Source organism: Thiospirillum jenense (assembly GCF_014145225.1).
Lineage (GTDB): Bacteria > Pseudomonadota > Gammaproteobacteria > Chromatiales > Chromatiaceae > Thiospirillum > Thiospirillum jenense.
In genome coordinates, this window is sequence record NZ_JABVCQ010000019.1 from 43,405 (window position 1) to 63,784 (window position 20,380).

The 20,380-nt window shown below is 48.6% G+C and carries 16 protein-coding genes and 1 tRNA gene; 3 read left to right on the forward strand and 14 right to left on the reverse strand.

What is annotated here, in order from left to right; genetic code table 11:
• Nucleotides 1-4: 4 nt before the first annotated feature.
• The 14 genes from nuoK to tpiA form a co-directional block, all read right to left on the reverse strand.
• Nucleotides 5-310 (reverse strand): NADH-quinone oxidoreductase subunit NuoK, encoded by a 306-nt coding sequence (nuoK, locus tag HUK38_RS09595; RefSeq protein WP_182584116.1) that lies wholly within the window; start codon nucleotides 308-310, stop codon nucleotides 5-7.
• Nucleotides 307-963 (reverse strand): NADH-quinone oxidoreductase subunit J, encoded by a 657-nt coding sequence (locus HUK38_RS09600; protein WP_182584117.1) that lies wholly within the window; start codon nucleotides 961-963, stop codon nucleotides 307-309. Before HUK38_RS09600 ends, nuoK begins: the two co-directional genes overlap by 4 nt.
• Before the next feature lie 66 nt (nucleotides 964-1,029).
• Complete coding sequence (gene nuoI, locus HUK38_RS09605; protein WP_182584118.1) at nucleotides 1,030-1,521, reverse strand: NADH-quinone oxidoreductase subunit NuoI; 492 nt, start codon at nucleotides 1,519-1,521, stop codon at nucleotides 1,030-1,032.
• 27 nt (nucleotides 1,522-1,548) lie between these two features.
• A complete protein-coding gene (gene nuoH, locus HUK38_RS09610; protein ID WP_182584119.1) occupies nucleotides 1,549-2,592 on the reverse strand; it encodes an NADH-quinone oxidoreductase subunit NuoH in 1,044 nt (347 codons plus the stop codon).
• 15 nt (nucleotides 2,593-2,607) lie between these two features.
• Nucleotides 2,608-4,980, reverse strand: a complete 2,373-nt coding sequence (gene nuoG / locus HUK38_RS09615; protein WP_182584120.1) for an NADH-quinone oxidoreductase subunit NuoG — start codon at nucleotides 4,978-4,980, stop codon at nucleotides 2,608-2,610.
• Between the two features lie 29 nt (nucleotides 4,981-5,009).
• Complete coding sequence (nuoF, locus tag HUK38_RS09620) at nucleotides 5,010-6,299, reverse strand: NADH-quinone oxidoreductase subunit NuoF (RefSeq protein WP_182584121.1); 1,290 nt, start codon at nucleotides 6,297-6,299, stop codon at nucleotides 5,010-5,012.
• An 18-nt stretch (nucleotides 6,300-6,317) separates the two neighbouring features.
• On the reverse strand, nucleotides 6,318-6,845 hold the full coding sequence (locus HUK38_RS09625; RefSeq protein ID WP_182584122.1) for an NADH-quinone oxidoreductase subunit NuoE family protein: 528 nt from the start codon (nucleotides 6,843-6,845) through the stop codon (nucleotides 6,318-6,320).
• Entirely contained in the window at nucleotides 6,845-8,104 is a 1,260-nt protein-coding gene (locus tag HUK38_RS09630; RefSeq protein WP_182584123.1) for an NADH-quinone oxidoreductase subunit D, read from the reverse strand. Before HUK38_RS09630 ends, HUK38_RS09625 begins: the two co-directional genes overlap by 1 nt.
• Nucleotides 8,097-8,822 carry an NADH-quinone oxidoreductase subunit C gene (locus tag HUK38_RS09635; protein ID WP_182584124.1) on the reverse strand — a complete coding sequence of 242 codons (726 nt, stop codon included), beginning with the start codon at nucleotides 8,820-8,822 and terminating at the stop codon, nucleotides 8,097-8,099. Before HUK38_RS09635 ends, HUK38_RS09630 begins: the two co-directional genes overlap by 8 nt.
• 30 nt (nucleotides 8,823-8,852) lie before the next feature.
• On the reverse strand, nucleotides 8,853-9,329 hold the full coding sequence (locus HUK38_RS09640) for a NuoB/complex I 20 kDa subunit family protein (RefSeq protein WP_182584125.1): 477 nt from the start codon (nucleotides 9,327-9,329) through the stop codon (nucleotides 8,853-8,855).
• Nucleotides 9,330-9,333: 4 nt separating this feature from the next.
• Entirely contained in the window at nucleotides 9,334-9,690 is a 357-nt protein-coding gene (locus HUK38_RS09645) for an NADH-quinone oxidoreductase subunit A (protein ID WP_182584126.1), read from the reverse strand.
• Nucleotides 9,691-9,789: 99 nt separating this feature from the next.
• Nucleotides 9,790-9,874, reverse strand: a tRNA-Leu gene (locus tag HUK38_RS09650).
• A 24-nt stretch (nucleotides 9,875-9,898) separates the two neighbouring features.
• Complete coding sequence (secG, locus tag HUK38_RS15620) at nucleotides 9,899-10,468, reverse strand: preprotein translocase subunit SecG (RefSeq protein ID WP_182584127.1); 570 nt, start codon at nucleotides 10,466-10,468, stop codon at nucleotides 9,899-9,901.
• 35 nt (nucleotides 10,469-10,503) lie between these two features.
• Nucleotides 10,504-11,280 carry a triose-phosphate isomerase gene (gene tpiA, locus HUK38_RS09660; protein WP_182584128.1) on the reverse strand — a complete coding sequence of 259 codons (777 nt, stop codon included), beginning with the start codon at nucleotides 11,278-11,280 and terminating at the stop codon, nucleotides 10,504-10,506.
• Between the two features lie 478 nt (nucleotides 11,281-11,758).
• Here tpiA and gltB point away from each other — a divergent pair, with 478 nt between their 5' ends.
• The 3 genes from gltB (at nucleotide 11,759) to HUK38_RS09675 (ending at nucleotide 20,156) form a co-directional block, all read left to right on the forward strand.
• A complete protein-coding gene (gltB, locus tag HUK38_RS09665; RefSeq protein ID WP_182584129.1) occupies nucleotides 11,759-16,375 on the forward strand; it encodes a glutamate synthase large subunit in 4,617 nt (1,538 codons plus the stop codon).
• The gene (locus tag HUK38_RS09670) at nucleotides 16,368-17,834 is read left to right on the forward strand and encodes a glutamate synthase subunit beta (RefSeq protein ID WP_182584130.1); all 1,467 of its coding nucleotides are present in this window, start codon (nucleotides 16,368-16,370) and stop codon (nucleotides 17,832-17,834) included. The genes gltB and HUK38_RS09670 overlap by 8 nt, the downstream gene beginning before the upstream one ends.
• Nucleotides 17,835-18,149: 315 nt before the next feature.
• Complete coding sequence (locus HUK38_RS09675; protein ID WP_182584131.1) at nucleotides 18,150-20,156, forward strand: RelA/SpoT family protein; 2,007 nt, start codon at nucleotides 18,150-18,152, stop codon at nucleotides 20,154-20,156.
• Nucleotides 20,157-20,380 lie beyond the last annotated feature (224 nt).

Below are 20,380 nucleotides of genomic sequence, written 5' to 3' on the forward strand. Positions count from 1 at the left end.
CCACTCAACCCTTTAACATGTCGAGGTCATCAACGTTAATCGTGTGCCGATTACGGAATAGCACCACGAGGATTGCTAGACCAATTGCAGCTTCAGCGGCCGCAACGGTTAGAATAAAAAATACGAAAATCTGTCCTGACAGATTATTGAAATAGTGCGCAAATGCAATGAAATTGGTATTCACTGCTAATAACATAATCTCAATGCACATTAACAAAATGATGACATTTTTTCGATTTAAAAAAATGCCAGCAACTGCAATGGCGAATAATAATGCACCAAGCAAGAGGTAATCAGATAGCGCAATCATTCAGTCATCTCTGTGTGAGTGGCGCCGAGCGTTGCCGTTAATGATGGCGGCACCGGTTCTGCTGGCATCGTGATTAAACGAACACGGTCAGAACCCTTGCGTACTCTGACCTGATTCGAGGGGTCTTGATATTTGGTTTCTGGGCGATGGCGTAATGTCAAACGAATTGCCGCCACAATTGCAACTAATAAAATTACGGCAGCAATTTCAAATTGATACAAATAGGTTGTGTAAAGGATTTGCCCCAACGCCGCTGTATTATTGTAATCGGCCGGTTGTGATTGTGGTTTGGCAAATTGATCGAGACCAAAGTCTGCCGGTCCCAACACTAAAAACATGTCGAACACCATAATGCCGGCAACAATTAACCCGAGGGGCAGGTAATGAATAAATCGCGCTCGTAACGTGGCAACATCAATATTTAACATCATCACTACGAATAAAAACAACACCATCACCGCGCCGACATAAACGAGAATTAACACAATTCCCAAAAACTCTGCTTCTAATAAAAGCCACAACGCCGCGCTGCTGACAAATGCCATCACCAAATATAATGCCGATAGCACTGGATTGCGTCGCGTGATAACCATACTGGCGGCAAATAATGTCACTGCCGCGAAAATATAAAACAGTAGTTTTTCAAAACCCATGATAATTCCGCAGTGTTATTCGGTGAATCAACGGATCAATACTCAAAACGTATCATTGGCAATCATTTAGCGATACGGTGCATCTTTTAAGCGCGCTTCGGCAATCTCCGCCTCATATTGGTCGCCAATTGCTAATAACTTTTCTTTGGTCATCACATTGTCGCCCAATTGTTCAAAATGGTATTCGTAAATACTGGTTTCGACAATTGAATCAACCGGACAGGATTCTTCACAGAAGCCACAATAAATGCACTTGAATAAATCAATTTCATAGCGCGTGGTGCGCCGTGAACCATCGGCTCGCGGTTCAGCTTCAATTGTAATTGCTAATGCCGGGCACACCGCTTCACACAATTTACACGCAATGCAACGTTCTTCACCATTTGGATAACGCCGCAACGCATGTAATCCACGAAAACGCGGTGATACTGGTATCTTTTCTTCGGGGTATTGAACCGTGAATTTACGCTTGAACAAATAGGCCCCGGTGAGCTGTAATCCTTTAAACAACTCAACCAACAGCAAGCTGTTGAAGTAATCGCGGACACTTCGCAGCATGTCAATTTACCTTGTGCCTTATTTAATTCAAGCGGTTGCCGACCACCAGGGTGAAACCTCGAAGACCACAGCTAATGCGACAACGAGAATCCACACAATGGTAATTGGAATAAACACTTTCCAGCCTAACCGCATGATTTGATCGTAACGATAACGGGGGAAGGTGGCGCGTAACCATAAAAACGTGAACATGAAAAAGAACGTTTTAATTAATAACCAAATAATACCCGGTACACCAGCAAACAGTGATTCTAATACGGGAATCCCCTGGAATGGTGATAACCAGCCGCCGAAAAACATCAGCGTCGTCAACATGGCAATTAACACCATATTGGCATATTCGGCTAAAAAGAAAATCGCAAATGCCATACCAGAATATTCAACATGAAACCCAGCAACGATTTCAGATTCGCCTTCGGCAACATCAAATGGTGCGCGATTGGTTTCTGCCACGCCCGAGATATAATACACGCCGAATAACGGCAATAACGGCAACCAAAACCAATGCCAAACACCACCCTGTTGTGCCATGACAATTGCACTGAAATTTAAACTGCCGGCCGCCACCAATACCCCAACTAATGCAAAACCCATTGCAATTTCATAGGCGACAATTTGTGCGGCCGCCCGCAGTGAGCCTAAAAAAGCGTATTTTGAATTCGATGCCCAGCCGGCAATAATAACGCCATACACACCTAATGATGTCATGGCTAAAACGTATAATAACCCGGCGTTAATATCGGCTAAGACTAATCCCGCGTCAAATGGAATGACTGCCCAAGCGGCGAGTGCAGGAATAATCGAAATCATTGGTGCAATTAAAAATAACTGCTTATTTGCCTGCGTTGGAATGATGATTTCTTTCATCATTAACTTGAGCGCATCGGCAATCGGTTGTAATAACCCGCGCCAGCCAACCCGATTGGGACCAATACGCACCTGCATATACCCAATCACTTTGCGCTCGGCGTAGGTGTACCACGCGACAACGCCCAATAGCGGCAAGATAATGAGTACCGTTGCAATTAAACTTTGCACTGGCACCGGTAGTAATGACCACAATTCCATCATTATCAATTACCGTTGTTAAACACGACTGAACGATACTGCGCCGATTTGCGCACCCAATTGTTCACTGTCAATAATGCCTGCGGGAATGCGTATTGTCCCGATTGCCACCGTCGTATCAATCACAACCGTTGTTGTCATCACCGCATCACCCTGTTGAATACGCACTTGATCGCCGGTATTTAATCCACGCCGCCGCGCTTCATCAGGATGCAAACCCGCCTGGAATGGAATGGCCAATGGCGTTTGTTGCAATGAATCCGCATGACGCACCAAACTATCCACTGCATAAATCGGCACGGCGCCAATGCGCGTCAATTCAATTGGATCGGGTCGGGTCACTAATGGTGAATATTCACCCTGCGGCGCGGTTGTTAATTCACATTCACCGCAGTTGGTTAATAACTCATCATGGACATCTTTCGCGCTTTGATAATTAAACCCATCGCAATTGAACGCATTACCCAACACGCGCAACACTTTCCAACCGGGACGCGCTTCACCGGGTGGTGCGACTGCGCCCTGAAACCGCTGCCACGTCCCCGCCGCATTGACCAACGTCCCCGCCGTTTCCGCGTAAGCCGCAATCGGCAGCAACACATCCGCCACCGCTTCGAGCGCTGGACTGGTGAACGCCGTACCGATCACCACAAATTCCGCTGCATTCAATGCCTTACGCGCCGCCGTCGGGTCAATCAAATCATTATCTGGTTCAAAACCCCACAGGAAATAAGCGCGGCGCGGGTTGCTCAACATCGCCGCCGTGTTCAATCCCACCGTTGCCGCTGGTTGATTGCCCGCCGTGACATGCGGCAATGCGCCTGCAAAGTACACGCCCACGCTATTGGCGGCGGGTGGTAAATATCCCACACCGCAACCGCTGACCTCGGCAATCAAATATGCCAGTGCTTTGAACGCAACATAATTCGGATCCGCCGCCGCCAGCGCCCCGAGTAAAATTCGCCCGTGCTGTGATTCGCCCGCTGTTTTCAAGGCGTTAGCCACAGTTTGATGCGCGTCAGTCGGCGTCGCCTGCGCAATCAAATTGGCAATTTCACCCGCGCCGCGCCCGCCCAGCGCCGCCGCAATCGCCGCCAACTCGGTCAACAACTGTTGTGGCGCCGCAACAAACTGGTGATTCGGATGGGTCAAATTGACCTGATACGGATTAACTAACGCAATGGTCGCGCCATGCAGCGCCGCCTTGCGCAAACGATGTGCCAACAACGGCTGCTCCTGCCGCAGATCGCTGCCGATCACCAGCACCGCCGTCTGCTGTTCCAAGTCGGCAATCGGCAACCCGAGCCAGGGGACAACATCCACCGCATCGCCGCGAAAATCCTGTTGCCGCAAACGACTATCAATGTTTGGACAGCCGTGCGCACGGAACAATCGTTGTGCTAAATACAACTCTTCCAGCGTGGACTGTGGTGAAAGTAACACACCCAAGTCGTCGCCTGGCACCGTGTTGAACACCGCCGCGACCTGTTGCAACGCCACATCCCAACTCACGTCGTGCCACACACCGTCGCGTTTCAGACGCGGGTGTGTCAAGCGCGCCACACTGGTCAAGCCTTCGTAACTGAACCGCTCGCGGTCGGCTAACCAATTTTCGTTGATCGCCTCGTCACAACGCGGGTGAACGCGGATCACCTGCCCGCGCCGCACATGCAGTTGTATTTTTGCACCAACCGCATCATGCGGCGCGATGCTGTCGTGCGCAGTCAATTCCCACGCCCGCGCTTTGAACTGCGACGGCTTGGCGGTCAACGCCCCGACGGGACATAAATCAATGATATTGCCAGATAATTCGTGCGCGATGCCAGTGGCGACAAAGGTGCCGATGCGCATGTGATCGCTGCGGCCGGTTGCGCCCAACTCGCGGGTGCCGGCGATTTCAGCAATGAAACGGACGCAGCGGGTGCAGTGAATGCAGCGCGTCATGCAGGTTGCGATCAGTGCGCCCAAATCCTCGTCCACCACCACGCGCTTGGCTTCACTGTAACGTGACACATCGCCACCGTAGCCGACCGCGACATCTTGTAACTCACACTCGCCGCCCTGATCGCAAATTGGGCAATCGAGCGGGTGGTTGATGAGCAAAAACTCCATCGTGCTGCGCTGGGCATCGAGCGCTTTGGCGGAGCGCGTCCAGACTTTTAAACCAGTACCAACCGGTGTGGCGCAGGCGGGGACGGGTTTGGGAAACGGGCGACCATTCTGCTCGGCTTCGACCAAACACATGCGGCAATTTGCTGCCACCGACAATTTCGGGTGATAGCAGAAACGCGGGATTGGGATGCCTTCACGGTCGGCCACGGCGATAATCATTTCGCCCGCTGCCGCCTCGCAACTGCGGCCATCAATTTCGATGGTGATCTTGTCAGACATCGCGCCGTCTCGTCTCCCGGTGAAAAGTCTTAAGCCGCCGCATCGAGCGGCCGACCGTGCTTGATGAGATGTTCAAATTCGTGGCGGTAGTGCTTCAAAAAACTCTGCACCGGCATCGCCGCCGCATCGCCCAGTGCGCAAATCGTGCGCCCGCCAATTCGTCCGGCAACGCTATCGAGTAACGCCAAGTCGCTCATCTGGCCGTGACCGTGCAAAATACGATGTAACACTCGCGCCAACCAGCCCGTGCCTTCCCGACACGGCGTACACTGTCCGCAAGACTCGTGCGCGTAAAAATGTGCCAAATTAGCCAGCACCTTGACCATGCAAGTGCCTTCGGCAATCACGATCACCGCACCTGAGCCGAGCATCGTACCTGCTTTGGCGAGGCTGTCGTAATCCATGTCCAATTGCAACATGATCTCACCCGGCAGCACCGGCACGGATGACCCGCCCGGAATCACCGCTTTGAGTTGACGCCCATCTTTCACGCCGCCCGCCAACGCTAATAATTCACGGAAGGGTGTGCCTAATGGCACTTCAAAATTGCCCGGCTGATTCACATGCCCGGTAACTGAAAATAATTTCAATCCACCATTATTCGGGCGACCCTGATCTAAAAACCATTGTCCGCCGCGTTCGAGAATCACCGGTACTGAGGCCAGCGTTTCGGTATTATTAATGGTCGTGGGGCGGCCGAATAAACCCGATTGCGCCGGGAAAGGTGGTTTATAACGCGGCTGGCCTTTTTTACCTTCAATTGATTCTAATAACGCTGTTTCTTCACCGCAAACATACGCCCCGGCGCCGCGATGAACATACAAATCAAAATCAATTCCAGAGCCGAGGATATTTTTACCAATGAACCCCGCCGCATAGGCTTCTTGAATAGCCGCTTCAAAATGCGCAATGGGTTCATAAAACTCGCCACGAATATAATTATAACCAACCGTCGCACCAATACAATAACCGGCAATTGCCATACCTTCGATCAATTGATGCGGGTTATAGCGCAAAATATCACGATCTTTACAGGTACCGGGCTCGCCTTCATCAGAATTACACACAATGTATTTCTGTCCCGGCGCCTTGCGTGGCATAAAACTCCATTTCAAACCGGTGGGAAAACCCGCGCCGCCGCGCCCGCGCAATACAGACAGTTTTAATTCTTCAATAATGCCTTCTGGTTCTAACCGCTCAGTCAGAATACGTTCCCATTGTTGATAACCACCAAGACTACGATACGCAGCCAGGCTATGACGCACCGTTTCATTCAAGTGCATCGTGCGGAAGCAAACTGTATTTTGATTGTCAACCATGAGACTGCTTCAGCCTATTTAATCCAATTCATCAATCAATTGATCGAGCGCCGCTGGAGTTAAACGCTCGTGATAAGTTTTATCAATTAACACGACGGGCGCATCTTTACACGCCCCCAAGCATTCAAACTCTTTAAACGTCACCTTACCATCCGAAGTGGTGCCGCCCGCTGCCACGCCGTATTTATGTTCAATATGCGTTAATAATTCATCACTGCCATTTAATAAACAAGAAATGCTATTGCACACACAGACTTTATGCCGCCCAACCGGTTCCAAATCATACATGCCATAAAAACTGGCGACTTCATATACCGCAATCGGTGGCATATCTAAATAAGCGGCCACCTGATCCATTAACGCTATTGTCAAACAACCGCCATTGGCATCTTGCACGAGAGTTAATGAAGCCATAACCGCAGATTGTTTGCGTTCAGCCGGGTATTTAGCAATTTCATTCTCAATTGCCGTGCGAAGTTCCGCCGTGAATAACGCTTGTTTATCACCGGTATAAAGCTGTGCGGGCGGCGCAGTGCGAAAACTCATTAGCGATCAATCTCCCCGAAGACTATATCCATCGTGCCAATAATTGCCACGACATCAGCCAGCATGTGTCCTTTCGCCATTTCATTCATCGCTGCCAAATGTGGAAAGCCGGGCGCCCGCACTTTTAAACGATAGGGTTTATTCGCGCCATCGGCAATGATGTAGCAACCAAACTCACCTTTTGGTGCCTCCACAGCGGCATAGACTTCACCCGCCGGCGGGCAATAACCTTCAGTGAATAATTTGAAATGGTGAATTAACGCCTCCATGTCTTCTTTCACTTTTGCCCGTGTTGGCGGCGCAATTTTATGGTCATCAATCATCACTGGTCCGGGGTGATGACGCAACCACTCGACGCATTGTTGAATAATGCGATTTGATTGCCGCATCTCTTCAATACGCACGAGATAACGATCATAACAATCGCCGTTCTGACCAATAGGAATATCGAATTGAACTTGATCGTAAGCGGCATACGGTTGTTTTTTACGCAAATCCCACGCAATACCCGACCCGCGCAACATCGGCCCAGTAAAACCTAATGCTTTCGCCCGCTCAGGTGTAACCACACCAATTCCAACCGTGCGCTGTTTCCAAATACGATTATCGGTTAATAGCGTTTCGTATTCATCAATTAACGCCGGAAAGCGTTGACTAAAATCGGCAATAAAATCGAGCAATGAACCGCCGCGAGCGCGATTCAGTTTTTTCATATCCCGCCGACTGTGCCATTGCGATGACCGCTCGGGAAATTGTGGCATTTGATCGGGCAAATCTCGATGAACACCACCCGGGCGATAATAGGTGGCATGAAGCCGCGCACCGGACACCGCTTCATAGCAATCCATTAAATCTTCGCGTTCACGGAAACAATACAGGAATACGCTCATAGCACCAATATCCAGTGCATGAGCGCCTAACCACATTAAATGATTCAGGACGCGGGTTATTTCATCAAATAGTGTGCGAATATAATGGGCGCGAATTGGCGGATCAATGCCCAGCAACTTTTCAATCGCACGGACATAGCCATGTTCATTGCACATCATAGACACATAATCCAGCCGATCCATATAACCAATGCTTTGATTAAATGGCTTGTACTCGGCTAATTTTTCCGTGCCGCGATGTAATAAACCAATATGCGGATCGGCGCGTTCAATGACCTCGCCATCCATTTCTAATACTAGACGCAAAACGCCGTGTGCTGCTGGATGCTGCGGACCAAAATTGAGGGTGTAATTGCGAATCTCAGGCATGGTTATCTCCCGAGGCCGCTGGATGATTCGGGTGCGTCAAATAACGACCATCATCGCGGGTGACACGCGGCACTAATACACGCGGCGCAATCGTTACCGGCTCATAAATCACGCGCCGTTGGTCAGGATCATAACGCATAGCGACATGTCCGCTTAATGGAAAATCTTTACGGAATGGATGACCAATAAACCCGTAATCAGTCAAAATGCGGCGCAGGTCGGGATGACCGTCAAATAAAATACCGAATAGATCGAAGGCTTCGCGTTCAAACCAATCCGCGACTGGCCAAATATCAATGACTGATGTCACACGCGGTTGTTGCGCATCGGCATATACGCGCACCCGCAAGCGCCGATTGGTTTGCAATGAAAGTAAATGATAAACGACGGCAAAGCGTTGTGAATTATGATTATCAATCACAGGATCACGGTCAACTGCTCGCCCAAAACCATCTGTTGCAGCGGCAGTGGTTTCCCATTCACTCTGCCCATAAGCGGCGTAATCAACCCCGCATAAATCAATCAATTGTTCAAAACAAAAGTCTTGATGATCGCGCAGCGTTAAACAAATATGACTGAGGTGATGAGCAGGAACAACCAGCGTCACTTCACTCGGCGCAGTGAATAAAGCACATCCGTATTGAGCAAAGTGTTTATTCAGCGACAACGCGAGTGTATCAAGCCGCGCATCACCTGTGGTTAAAGCTGAATCAATCATAACTGAATAATCACCACGGTGTCTCTTAATCTAACGAGCAATGGTATTAGTACGACGGATTTTATTTTGCAACTGCAAAATACCATACAGCAATGCTTCAGCGGTTGGCGGGCAACCTGGTACATAAATATCAACGGGAATAATCCGATCACACCCGCGTACCACCGAATAAGAATAATGATAATAACCACCACCATTGGCGCATGAACCCATTGAAATGACCCAACGTGGTTCAGCCATTTGATCGTACACTTTACGCAAGGCCGGCGCCATTTTATTCACGAGCGTTCCGGCGACAATCATCACATCCGATTGTCTGGGGCTGGGGCGGAAGATAATACCAAATCGGTCAAGATCATAACGCGCTGCGCCCGCGTGCATCATTTCAACCGCACAACAGGCTAAACCAAATGTCATTGGCCATAATGAACCGGTGCGCGCCCAATTGATGAGCTTATCTGCGCTAGTGGTGACAAATCCCTGTTCAAGAATGCCTTCAATACCCATGTATCTACTCCCACTCCAAGGCGCCTTTTTTCCATTCGTAAATAAACCCGACAACTAAAATGCCAAGAAATACGAACATCGCCATAAATCCTGCCATGCCGAGTTCTTTCACGACAATCGCCCACGGGAATAAAAAGGCAATTTCTAAATCAAATACAATAAATAAAATGGCCACAAGATAATAACGCACATCAAACTGCATTCGTGCATTCTCAAATGCCGCAAAGCCGCATTCGTAAGGAGAATCCTTTTCGGCATAAGCCCGCCGTGGACCAAGTAACGAACCCAAAATGGGTGGTGCGATACTAATCAAGGACGCGACAAGGATGAAAATCAGGATGTGCAAATAATTATCAAGCACCTGCGTTTATCCTCGTTTGAAGGATGGGCGGTCATTAAATACCGCTCATCATGGTTGATCTAAATGATTAGCGTAACAAAAAAATCTTAAATGAACATTTGGTACCGACGGCCGGGCTCGAACCGGCACGGCTTGCGCCACTGCCCCCTCAAGACAGCGTGTCTACCAATTCCACCACGTCGGCTTTAATTTTGTAATTACCTTACCGCTATTGCAATTTATTAGGTTCAATCGCAGTTTCCGATGGCTTCACTGTATCACTATTATTTTTATCGCCACCGTCTTGTCGAGTCTCATCAATTGCATTAGTCGGCGTTGCTGTATTCGATTCTGCTGCTGGTGATTGCACCGGCGGCGGAATAACCGGTTCATCATCAACAGCTGGCTGGCTAACTGCCTGTTCCATAGGAATAGCTGGCAAATCTGAATTAGATTGATTCGTGATCGGCGGCAACTGGTCACGATTGACAGTTACCTTTAATGGCGAGTCATCCGAATTGTTCGGTGCGGGAATAGCCACCTCGTCCATTAAACCTTTTGGCTCTCCGACCTGCGACGCATAGTAAGCAAGTATGATACTTGTTAGAAAAAACAAAGTTGCCAAAATAGACGTAGTGCGCGACAAAAAGTTGCCAGACCCACGCGCACCAAATACCGTCGCTGATGCACCGCTGCCGAATGCCGCGCCGGCATCTGCACCCTTGCCATGTTGAATTAACACTAAACCAATTAGGCCTAATGCTAATAACAAGTGAACGACAGTCAATAATGTTTGCATTTAGAAAAAAACCAAAACTCACACGACAAGTAAAATTAAACTGCTGTTGCTTTCACAGCCGCGTCTCCTGCTTGACAAATGGCAAGAAACTCATCGGCTTTTAATGACGCACCACCAATTAACCCACCATCAATATCAGGTTGCATGATTAGTTCCAACGCATTATTAGATTTCATGCTGCCACCGTACAGGATGCGCACTTGAGATGCAACTGGTTGGCTGTGCGCTGCAATACGAGTACGCAAAAACGCATGAACTTCTTGCGCTTGCTCAGGCGTCGCGGTCAAACCCGTACCAATTGCCCACACAGGTTCGTAGGCAATGACACCTTTAGCGAGCGCGTCAACACCATTTAATTCGATTACTGCGTCTAAATGCCGCGCTACGATTGCCTCAGTTTGCCCTTGTTGACGTTCAGTTAATGATTCGCCAACACACAAAATAGGCGTCAGTTCATTGGCGATTGCTTGGGCATATTTGCGCGCAATCATTGCATCAGTTTCTGCATTAAATTGCCGCCGTTCCGAATGACCAATAATGACATAATGACAGCCAAAGTCTTTTAGCATTTTCACCGATACTTGCCCAGTGAACGCGCCATCATTTTCAAACGCAACATCTTGAGCGCCATAACGAATTGGCGTTCCAGCAAGTAATTCTTCAAGCAAATAAAGATACGGAAACGGGGCGCAAACGGCGAGTTCAGTCGCCTGAATACCCCCACTAGACGCCTTAATTCCCATCAACAGTTCCGCCACGAAGGCTTTACTGCCATTCATCTTCCAGTTACCAGCAACTAACGGTTGTCGCATCGCGCATTCCTCCCAAAAAGAGTTGTGCATACTAGCCTCATTGGCGGCAGGCCGCAACTCCCTCGAATGGGCAGGGGGGAGGCACTGGCAGGTCAATTCTCTGCGCCATTATCAAGCAGCGAATCTTGATAAATAAATATGGCAATTGTTGAATTGACCTAATCGTTCAAAGATTATCGCTAACAACCGAATCAGCTAATTGCTAATTTTTGGCTATTAAGCGAATTTACACAGCATCAACCGCCGCAAGTTGTATTAGCAATATTCAGCGGTTTAATTAGATTAAATAGAATTAAATGTGCAGACTACAGGCGCCAATTTCACCGCCGGCGTAAATAATATTAGTGAAAGCGATACACTGTGATAGTGGCATCACTGCCCGTCCTGCCTTATCATGCCGTCGCAGTTTAGCAACGTGACTGCGTTCAGTGTCTCCCAGATTCCCATCCCGTTTTTTGTCTTTTAAGCGAGGTCTTCCATGAACCTTGGTGACTTTCCCCACGCGCAGGGACTGTATGATCCCGCCCGCGAACACGATGCCTGCGGGGTTGGTTTCGTGTGCCATATCAAGAACATACGCAGCCATCGCATCGTCGCGCAAGGTCTGGAAATCCTCGAACGGCTCAACCATCGCGGCGCTGTCGGAGCGGATCCCAAAGCCGGCGACGGCGCGGGCATTTTATTACAAATTCCAGACGAATTTTTCCGCGCCCAAGTCAATTTCACCCTACCACCGCCGGGGCAATACGGCGTCGGCATGGTGTTTTTGCCGCGTGATCCAGCCGTCCGCGCTGACATGGAGGCGACGATTGAACGCCACCTGCGCAACGGCGGGCAAACGCTGTTGGGCTGGCGCGATGTGCCGGTGGATAATCAAGATTTGGGTTTAAGCGTATTACCGACCGAACCACTTATTCGGCAACTCTTTATTGGACGGGGCGATAATTGCGCCGATCAAGATGCGTTTGAACGGCAGTTATTTGTCATTCGCAAGCGTATGGATAATGAAATACGGGCGGCTGGCTATAAAAAAACTGCCTATTATGTCGTGTCATTATCATCGCGCACTATCGTGTATAAAGGTATGTTATTGGCGCATCAAGTCGGCAATTATTACCGCGATCTCAAACATGAAGAGTTCACCTCCGCATTAGCATTGGTGCATCAACGCTTTTCAACCAATACCTTCCCCACCTGGGATTTAGCTCACCCATTCCGCATGATTTGCCATAATGGCGAAATCAATACCCTGCGCGGTAATGTCAATTGGATGGCAGCGCGGCGGCATACGATGGCCTCGGAAATCCTCGGCGCTGATTTGGACACCATTTGGCCACTCATTCCCGAAGGTCAATCCGATTCCGCCTGCTTTGATAATGCACTGGAATTGTTAGTCATGGGCGGCTATTCATTAGCCCACGCCATGATGTTGTTAATTCCAGAAGCCTGGTACGGCAATCAGTTAATGGACGAACAGCGTCGCGCCTTTTACGAATACCACGCCGCGTTAATGGAACCCTGGGATGGCCCCGCCGCCATTGCTTTTACCGACGGCCGCCAAATTGGCGCCACGCTGGATCGTAATGGATTGCGCCCGGCGCGCTATTTGGTCACGGATGATGATTTAGTCGTCATGGCATCAGAAATGGGCGTATTAGACATTCCCGCCGAGCGTATTATTAAAAAATGGCGCCTGCAACCGGGCAAGATGTTTTTAATTGATCTTGAACAGGGGCGTATTATTGACGATGCCGAAATCAAAGCCACGTTAGCCAATGCCCAACCCTATCGGGAATGGTTAGAATTAACTCAAATCCATTTGGATGAACTGCCCACTGATGTCGCGCCCATGGCGCCGGCGGAAGATGTCTTACTCGATGCGCAACAGGCATTTGGTTATACGCAAGAAGATATTAAATTCCTGCTATTGCCAATGGTATTAACCGGTCAAGAAGCCATTGGTTCAATGGGCGCCGATAATCCCCCCTCGGTCTTATCAGCGCGCTCGCGGCATCTTTCGACTTATTTCAAACAAAACTTTGCGCAAGTCACCAATCCACCCATTGATCCCATTCGAGAAGAATTGGTGATGTCATTGGTGTCGTTAATTGGCCCGCGGCCCAATTTATTAGGGTTGAGTGAAGCCGGCAAACATTGGCGCTTAGAAGTCAATCAACCAATCCTGACCAATGAAGATTTAGAACGCATTCGCCATATTCAAGATAATTCTGGCGGAGCATTCCGCACGAAAAATCTCAATATCGTTTATGCGGCAATTGAAGGCGTGGCGGGCATGGCGCCGGCATTAGAACGTTTATGTTTTGATGCCGAGCGGGCGGTATTAGCTGGGTACAACATTTTAATTCTCTCCGACCGCAATACCAACCGTGATTTCATTCCCATTCCATCGCTGTTGGCCACCTCGGCTGTGCATCATCATTTAATTCGCCGTGGCCTGCGCACCAGTGCCGGATTAGTAGTCGAAACCGGCGCCGCATTAGAGGTGCATCATTTCGCCGCCTTAGCCGGTTATGGTGCCGAAGCCATTAACCCGTATTTGGCATTTGACACCATTCAAGCGCAATTAACTCGTCTGCCGGAGCGCATGAACTTTGATGAAGCGCAGCGGCGGTATATTAGCGCTGTTGGTAAAGGATTGAAAAAAGTCATGTCTAAAATGGGCATTTCGACTTTCCAATCCTATTGTGGTGCGCAGATTTTTGATGCGATTGGATTAAATCGTGGTTTTATTGAGCAGTATTTTACTGGCACGGCCAGCATGATTGAAGGAATTGGATTAGAAGAAGTCGCGCAAGAAGCCGTTCAATGGCACAGTCGCGGCTATGGGAATGAATTGATTTTGCAGCGCCATTTAGATGTCGGCGGTGATTATGCGTATCGGTTGCGCGGTGAAGATCATGTTTGGACGCCAGAAACCATTGCTAAATTGCAACACGCCACGCGGACGCAGGATGTAAAAACCTATCGTGAATACGCCGATTTAATTAACGAACAGAATGAACGGTTATTAACACTGCGCGGTTTAATGCAATTCAAATGGGCAGATAATCCATTGCCATTAGATGAAGTTGAGCCGGCGGTGGAGATTGTTAAACGCTTTGCAACTGGCGCCATGTCATTCGGTTCTATTAGTTATGAAGCGCATTCGACGCTTGCCCGTGCAATGAATCAGATTGGCGCTAAATCAAATACCGGTGAGGGCGGTGAAGAGCCGGAGCGTTATCAACCCTTATTAGATGGTTCAATGAACCCTGAACGCTCGGCAATTAAACAAGTCGCCTCAGGTCGCTTTGGTGTCACGATTGATTATTTGGTGAATGCTGACGATATTCAAATAAAAATAGCGCAAGGTGCGAAACCAGGTGAGGGTGGTCAATTGCCCGGTCATAAGGTGGATGTGCGCATTGCGCGGGTACGTCATTCAACGCCCGGCGTCGGTTTAATCTCGCCACCGCCCCACCATGATATTTATTCAATTGAAGATTTAGCGCAATTGATTCACGATTTGAAAAACGCCAATCCCAAAGCGCGTATTTCAGTCAAATTAGTGTCAGAAGTCGGCGTTGGCACGGTCGCAGCCGGCGTTTCAAAAGCCCATGCCGATCATGTCACCATTGCCGGGTATGATGGCGGCACCGGTGCGAGTCCATTAACTTCAATTAAACATGCCGGCAGCCCCTGGGAAATAGGATTAGCTGAAACGCATCAAACATTGGTATTAAATCGGCTACGCGGGCGTATTGCCGTCCAAGTAGATGGTGGATTGCGCACCGGCCGTGATGTGGTGATTGGTGCATTATTAGGTGCGGATGAATTCGGCTTTGCCACCGCGCCGTTAATTGTCGCCGGTTGTATTATGATGCGCAAATGTCATTTAAATACCTGTCCGGTCGGCGTGGCCACCCAAGACCCCGAATTGCGCAAAAAGTTCACTGGTCAACCAGAACATTTAATTAACTTCTTCTTTTTCATTGCCGAGGAAGTGCGCGAGTTAATGGCAAAACTCGGATTTCGGACAATGAATGAAATGATTGGTCAAATGGATCGGTTAGAAATGCGGGCGGCGATTGCGCATTGGAAAGCAAAAGGATTGGATTATTCGCGCTTATTGTATAAGCCAGAAGTCGGGGCGGAAGTTGCTATACACCAATGCGAAACGCAAGATCACGGATTAGATCAGGCGCTCGATCATCAATTGATTCAAGCAGCCGAAGCGGCATTAACTCGGCGGCAACCAGTGCGAATTGACATGGCAATCAAGAATTATAATCGCACCTTTGGTACGTTGTTATCTGGGCGGGTTGCGGAGCGCTATGGTCATGCCGGATTACCCGATGACACCATTTATATTCGCGCCACTGGCGTGGGCGGTCAATCATTCGGCGCGTGGTTAGCGCATGGCGTCACGATTGAATTAGAAGGTGAAGCGAATGATTACGTCGGTAAAGGATTATCGGGTGGCCGTATTATTATTTATCCGCCGCGTCATTCAGGCATTACCTGCGCCGAAGACAACATTTTAATTGGCAATACCGTATTATACGGGGCAATTAGCGGTGAATGTTTCTTTCGCGGCGTTGCGGGTGAACGCTTTTGCGTGCGCAATTCGGGTGCGATTGCAGTGATTGAAGGCGTGGGCGATCATGGATGCGAATACATGACCGGCGGAGTCATGGTTTGTTTAGGCATGACCGGACGCAATTTTGCCGCCGGTATGTCGGGCGGTATTGCGTATGTCTTTGATGAAGCGGGTACTTTTAAACAGCGCTGTAATACCAGCATGGTGGAATTGGAAACCATCACAGAGAATACGTTAGATGTCACTAATGATGAAATTCAACGGGATATGATGCGGTATGACGCGGCGCGTTTATGGCAGTTAATTCAAAAACATGTCCATTACACGCATTCACAAGTTGGGCAGCGCATTTTAGATAATTGGGAACAGCTGTTGCCAAAGTTTATTAAAGTGATGCCAATTGATTACCGCCACGCATTAACACAGTTGCAAGCAAAACGCCGCTTACCACCGCGTGGAATTAAGCCGCAAAAAGGGGTTGCTGAACATGGGTAAACCAACAGGATTTAAAGAATACGCCCGCGCTGAATTGCATTATCAACCGGTGCATGAACGCACCGCGCATTATGCAGAATTCACCTTACCATTCGCAGATGGTGAATTAAGTATTCAAGGTGCGCGCTGTATGGATTGCGGCATTCCTTATTGCCACAACGGCTGTCCGGTGCATAATCTTATTCCTGATTGGAATGATTTGGTTTATCGCCAAGATTGGCAAGCGGCAATTGAAGTGCTGCATTCAACCAATAACTTTCCTGAATTCACCGGGCGGATTTGTCCGGCGCCCTGTGAAGCGGCTTGCACATTAAATCTGGATGATGTGCCAGTGGCAATTAAAACATTGGAATGCGCTATTATTGATCGCGCATGGGAACAGGGTTGGGTTAAACCGCAAGTGCCAGCGCATCGTACGGGTAAGCGCGTGGCAATTGTTGGATCAGGGCCGGCGGGATTAGCCTGTGCGCAGCAATTAGCGCGAGCGGGTCATGCCGTGTCATTATATGAAAAAGAAGATCGCATTGGTGGGCTATTGCGTTATGGCATTCCTGATTTCAAATTAAATAAAAAGTTAATTGATCGGCGAATGAGTCAGATGCGTACCGAGGGGGTTGAGTTTCATACCAATTGCCATATTGGCGTGGATGTACCAGCGCGGCATTTATTAGCGGAACATGATGCCGTTGTATTAGCGGGTGGCGCCGAAAAACCGCGTGATATTGATATTCCCGGGCGCAGTTTTGACGGAATTCATTTTGCACTTGACTTTTTACGCGCTAATTCAAAACGGGTGCAGGGTGTTTTCGTGCCAGATGATGAGTTTATTAGCGCCGAAGGGTTGCGCGTGGTGGTGATTGGTGGCGGCGACACCGGCTCGGATTGTATTGGTACGTCTATTCGCCATGGGGCGCGCACTGTGACCCAAATTGAATTATTAGATCGCCCGCCCGAGCGGGAAAATAAAGCCCTGACATGGCCGTATTGGCCGCAGCGGTTTCGCACGTCTTCATCGCAACAAGAGGGCTGCGAACGGTTATGGAACATTTTGACCAAAGAGTTTATTGCCAATAGCGATGGTCATATTCGCGCATTAAAATATGCACGGGTTCAATGGCACCAGCAGGCAAATGGACGTTGGGAAATGACTGAAATACCGGGCAGTGAAGCGGAAATGCCCGCGGATTTGGTTTTATTAGCAATGGGATTTTTACATCCCGTGCATGATGGCATGATTGAAGAATTGCGCGATCATGCGGGATTAGAATTAGATGCGCGTGGCAATGTAAAGGGCACGACGGATGGAATACAAGCGTATCATACTTCTGTTCCAGGTGTATTCACTGCCGGTGATATGCGACGCGGTCAATCATTAGTGGTGTGGGCAATTCGTGAAGGTCGGCAATGCGCCCACGCGGTAGATAAATGGTTCATGGGGCAAACCAATTTACCGCGTTGATTAGGGCAACTGTGAAGCGATTGAATTTGCCGTTTGCTAAATCATTTTTCAAAGCGGCTGGTTGATTTGTTATTAACTGTACAGCCGCCAGTGTATTATAAAAATGCGCTGCTCAATAATGACAGTATCATCGTGGTTATGTGAGTAGCGCGTTCACTATCAATGCCCCACTCTTTATCAAGGACGGCGCCTTTATAAATGCACTTTGCGCCCCCATCATTAGGGCATCAAGTCATTATCAGGCAATCCGTTTTTGCTAAAATGCCCTTCACCACCATTAGCCTCCCGCACCTAAACACAATACACTTCAATTGAATGGTACAAGCAACTTATAATTTGCTCGGTACTGAATACGACGACGCCACCGCCAGCCGTCATTGGCTCACTGCCCTCGCCGCCCATTACACCGCATCTGACCAATCGCGCATTGCCATTGCTGTCGAGCGAATGCGCCATTGTTATGGTAATCAACAGGTTAGCACGGGTGAAAGTGCCGCTCGTCATCGCCTGTCCACTGCGGATATCTTATTAGAATTGCGCATGGACGCCGATACGCTGTGCGCCGCGTTATTAAATGGTTGTTTGGATTGCAATGATTTTTCTATTGCAACCCTGCGCAATCAATTTGGTGATGGTTTAGCGCAAATGGTGCAGGATTTAGCATACATTGATCAATTAACCAATGTTAATCGCGTTATTGCCACCAAAGATCAACAAGAGCATGAAGAAAATCTGCGGCGTTTGTTACTCGGTATTGCCGAAGATGTGCGCGTTGTCTTAGTGGTATTAGCCGAACGTTTGCATGTGATGCGCATTGCAAAACAATTAACCCGTGAGCGTCAAATCAAATTAGCCGAAGATACGCAGCGGGTTTATGCACCATTAGCAAATCGGTTAGGTATTGGGCAAATTAAATGGGAATTAGAAGACCTTGTCTTGCGTTATTTAGAGCCAGAGGAATATAAACGCATTGCGTCTTATTTACGCGAACGGCGAGTACAGCGCCAAGAATATATTGCTCGCGTTGTTGCAATTCTGGAGGCAGAGTTTATTCGTGCCGGTATTGAAGCCAGTATTAGCGGCCGCCCGAAACATATCTATAGTATTTGGCGCAAAATGCAACGCAAGGGCATTGAATTCGAGCAGATTTTTGATTTGCGGGCATTACGAGTAATGGTAAAGGATGTGCCGTCGTGTTATGCCGCGCTCGGCGTTGTTCATAGTTTATGGTCGCATATTCCGCAAGAATTTGATGATTATATTGCCACGCCTAAAGGCAATATGTATCGCTCATTACATACGGCGGTCATTGGTCCAGAGGATCAAGCAATTGAAGTGCAAATTCGGACTTATGATATGCACCGTCATGCTGAATTGGGGGTTGCCGCGCATTGGGCTTATAAAGAATCAAAAAACCATGATGCCGAATTTCAACGGCGCGTGGTCTGGATGCGGCAATGGTTGGAATTAAAAAATGAGGGTGAACATGGCGAAGATTTCTTTGAACATTTCAAAACAGAATTCGAGCCAACGCATATTTATGTTTTAACACCGCAAGCGAAAGTGATTGAATTGCCGAAAGGTGCCACGCCACTTGATTTTGCTTATGCGATTCATTCTGAAGTGGGTCATCATTGTCGCGGTGCATTGGTGAATGGCCGCATGGTGGCATTGAATTATTGTTTAGTGAGTGGCGAAACGGTCGAAATTATTACGCAAAATAATATGACGCCCAGCCGTGATTGGTTAAACCCGCATAAGGGCTATATGGTCACTTCTCGGGCGCGTCATCGAGTACGGCAATGGTTTAAATTACAGGATTATGATCGCCATCTTAATGAAGGACGTTCATTGCTGGAACGTGAGTTGCGCGGCGAGCAAAAGTTGTCATTAGATAAACAATTAGATCGGTTGGCAAATCACTATCGTTTAGCAGATGGTTCGGCGGTATTAGCAGCACTGGGGCGCGGTGATCTTCGGATTGAACAGCTACTGCATCAATTCACTACCGCCCCGGTGAATCATTCAGAACCGCCGGTAATTACACGCGCTACTCCCGCCCGTTGTGCTTATTCAATCCCATCAATTCAGAATAATAAACTCAACAATACAATGGTGGTTATGGTGGCCGGTGCAATAGATATGATGACGCGCATGGCATTGTGTTGTAATCCGCAGCCGCATAATTCTATTATCGGTTTTATTACACGCGGGCGCGGCGTCACGATTCACCGTAGCGATTGTAAAAACATTGTCAATTTACCGCCACACGAACAAGAGCGGTTGGTTGAGGCACATTGGACTGAAGTTAAAAAGCCATAGCAGATGATTAAATAATTAAAGTGAACTTTGCTGTGTGATGAATGTGAATCGTGCTAACTTTTTTAATGCAAAACCATAGTCACGCCAATGGATTCGTCGGGAGGGCGCTAGGTTAAGATGAATGATTATTCCGAACGCGCTTTGCAATTATTGCGTCTTGGCACAGGCATTCCAACCGCCAATTTTCGTGAGGATCAAGAGCGAGCCATTCGCGCTGTGGTCAG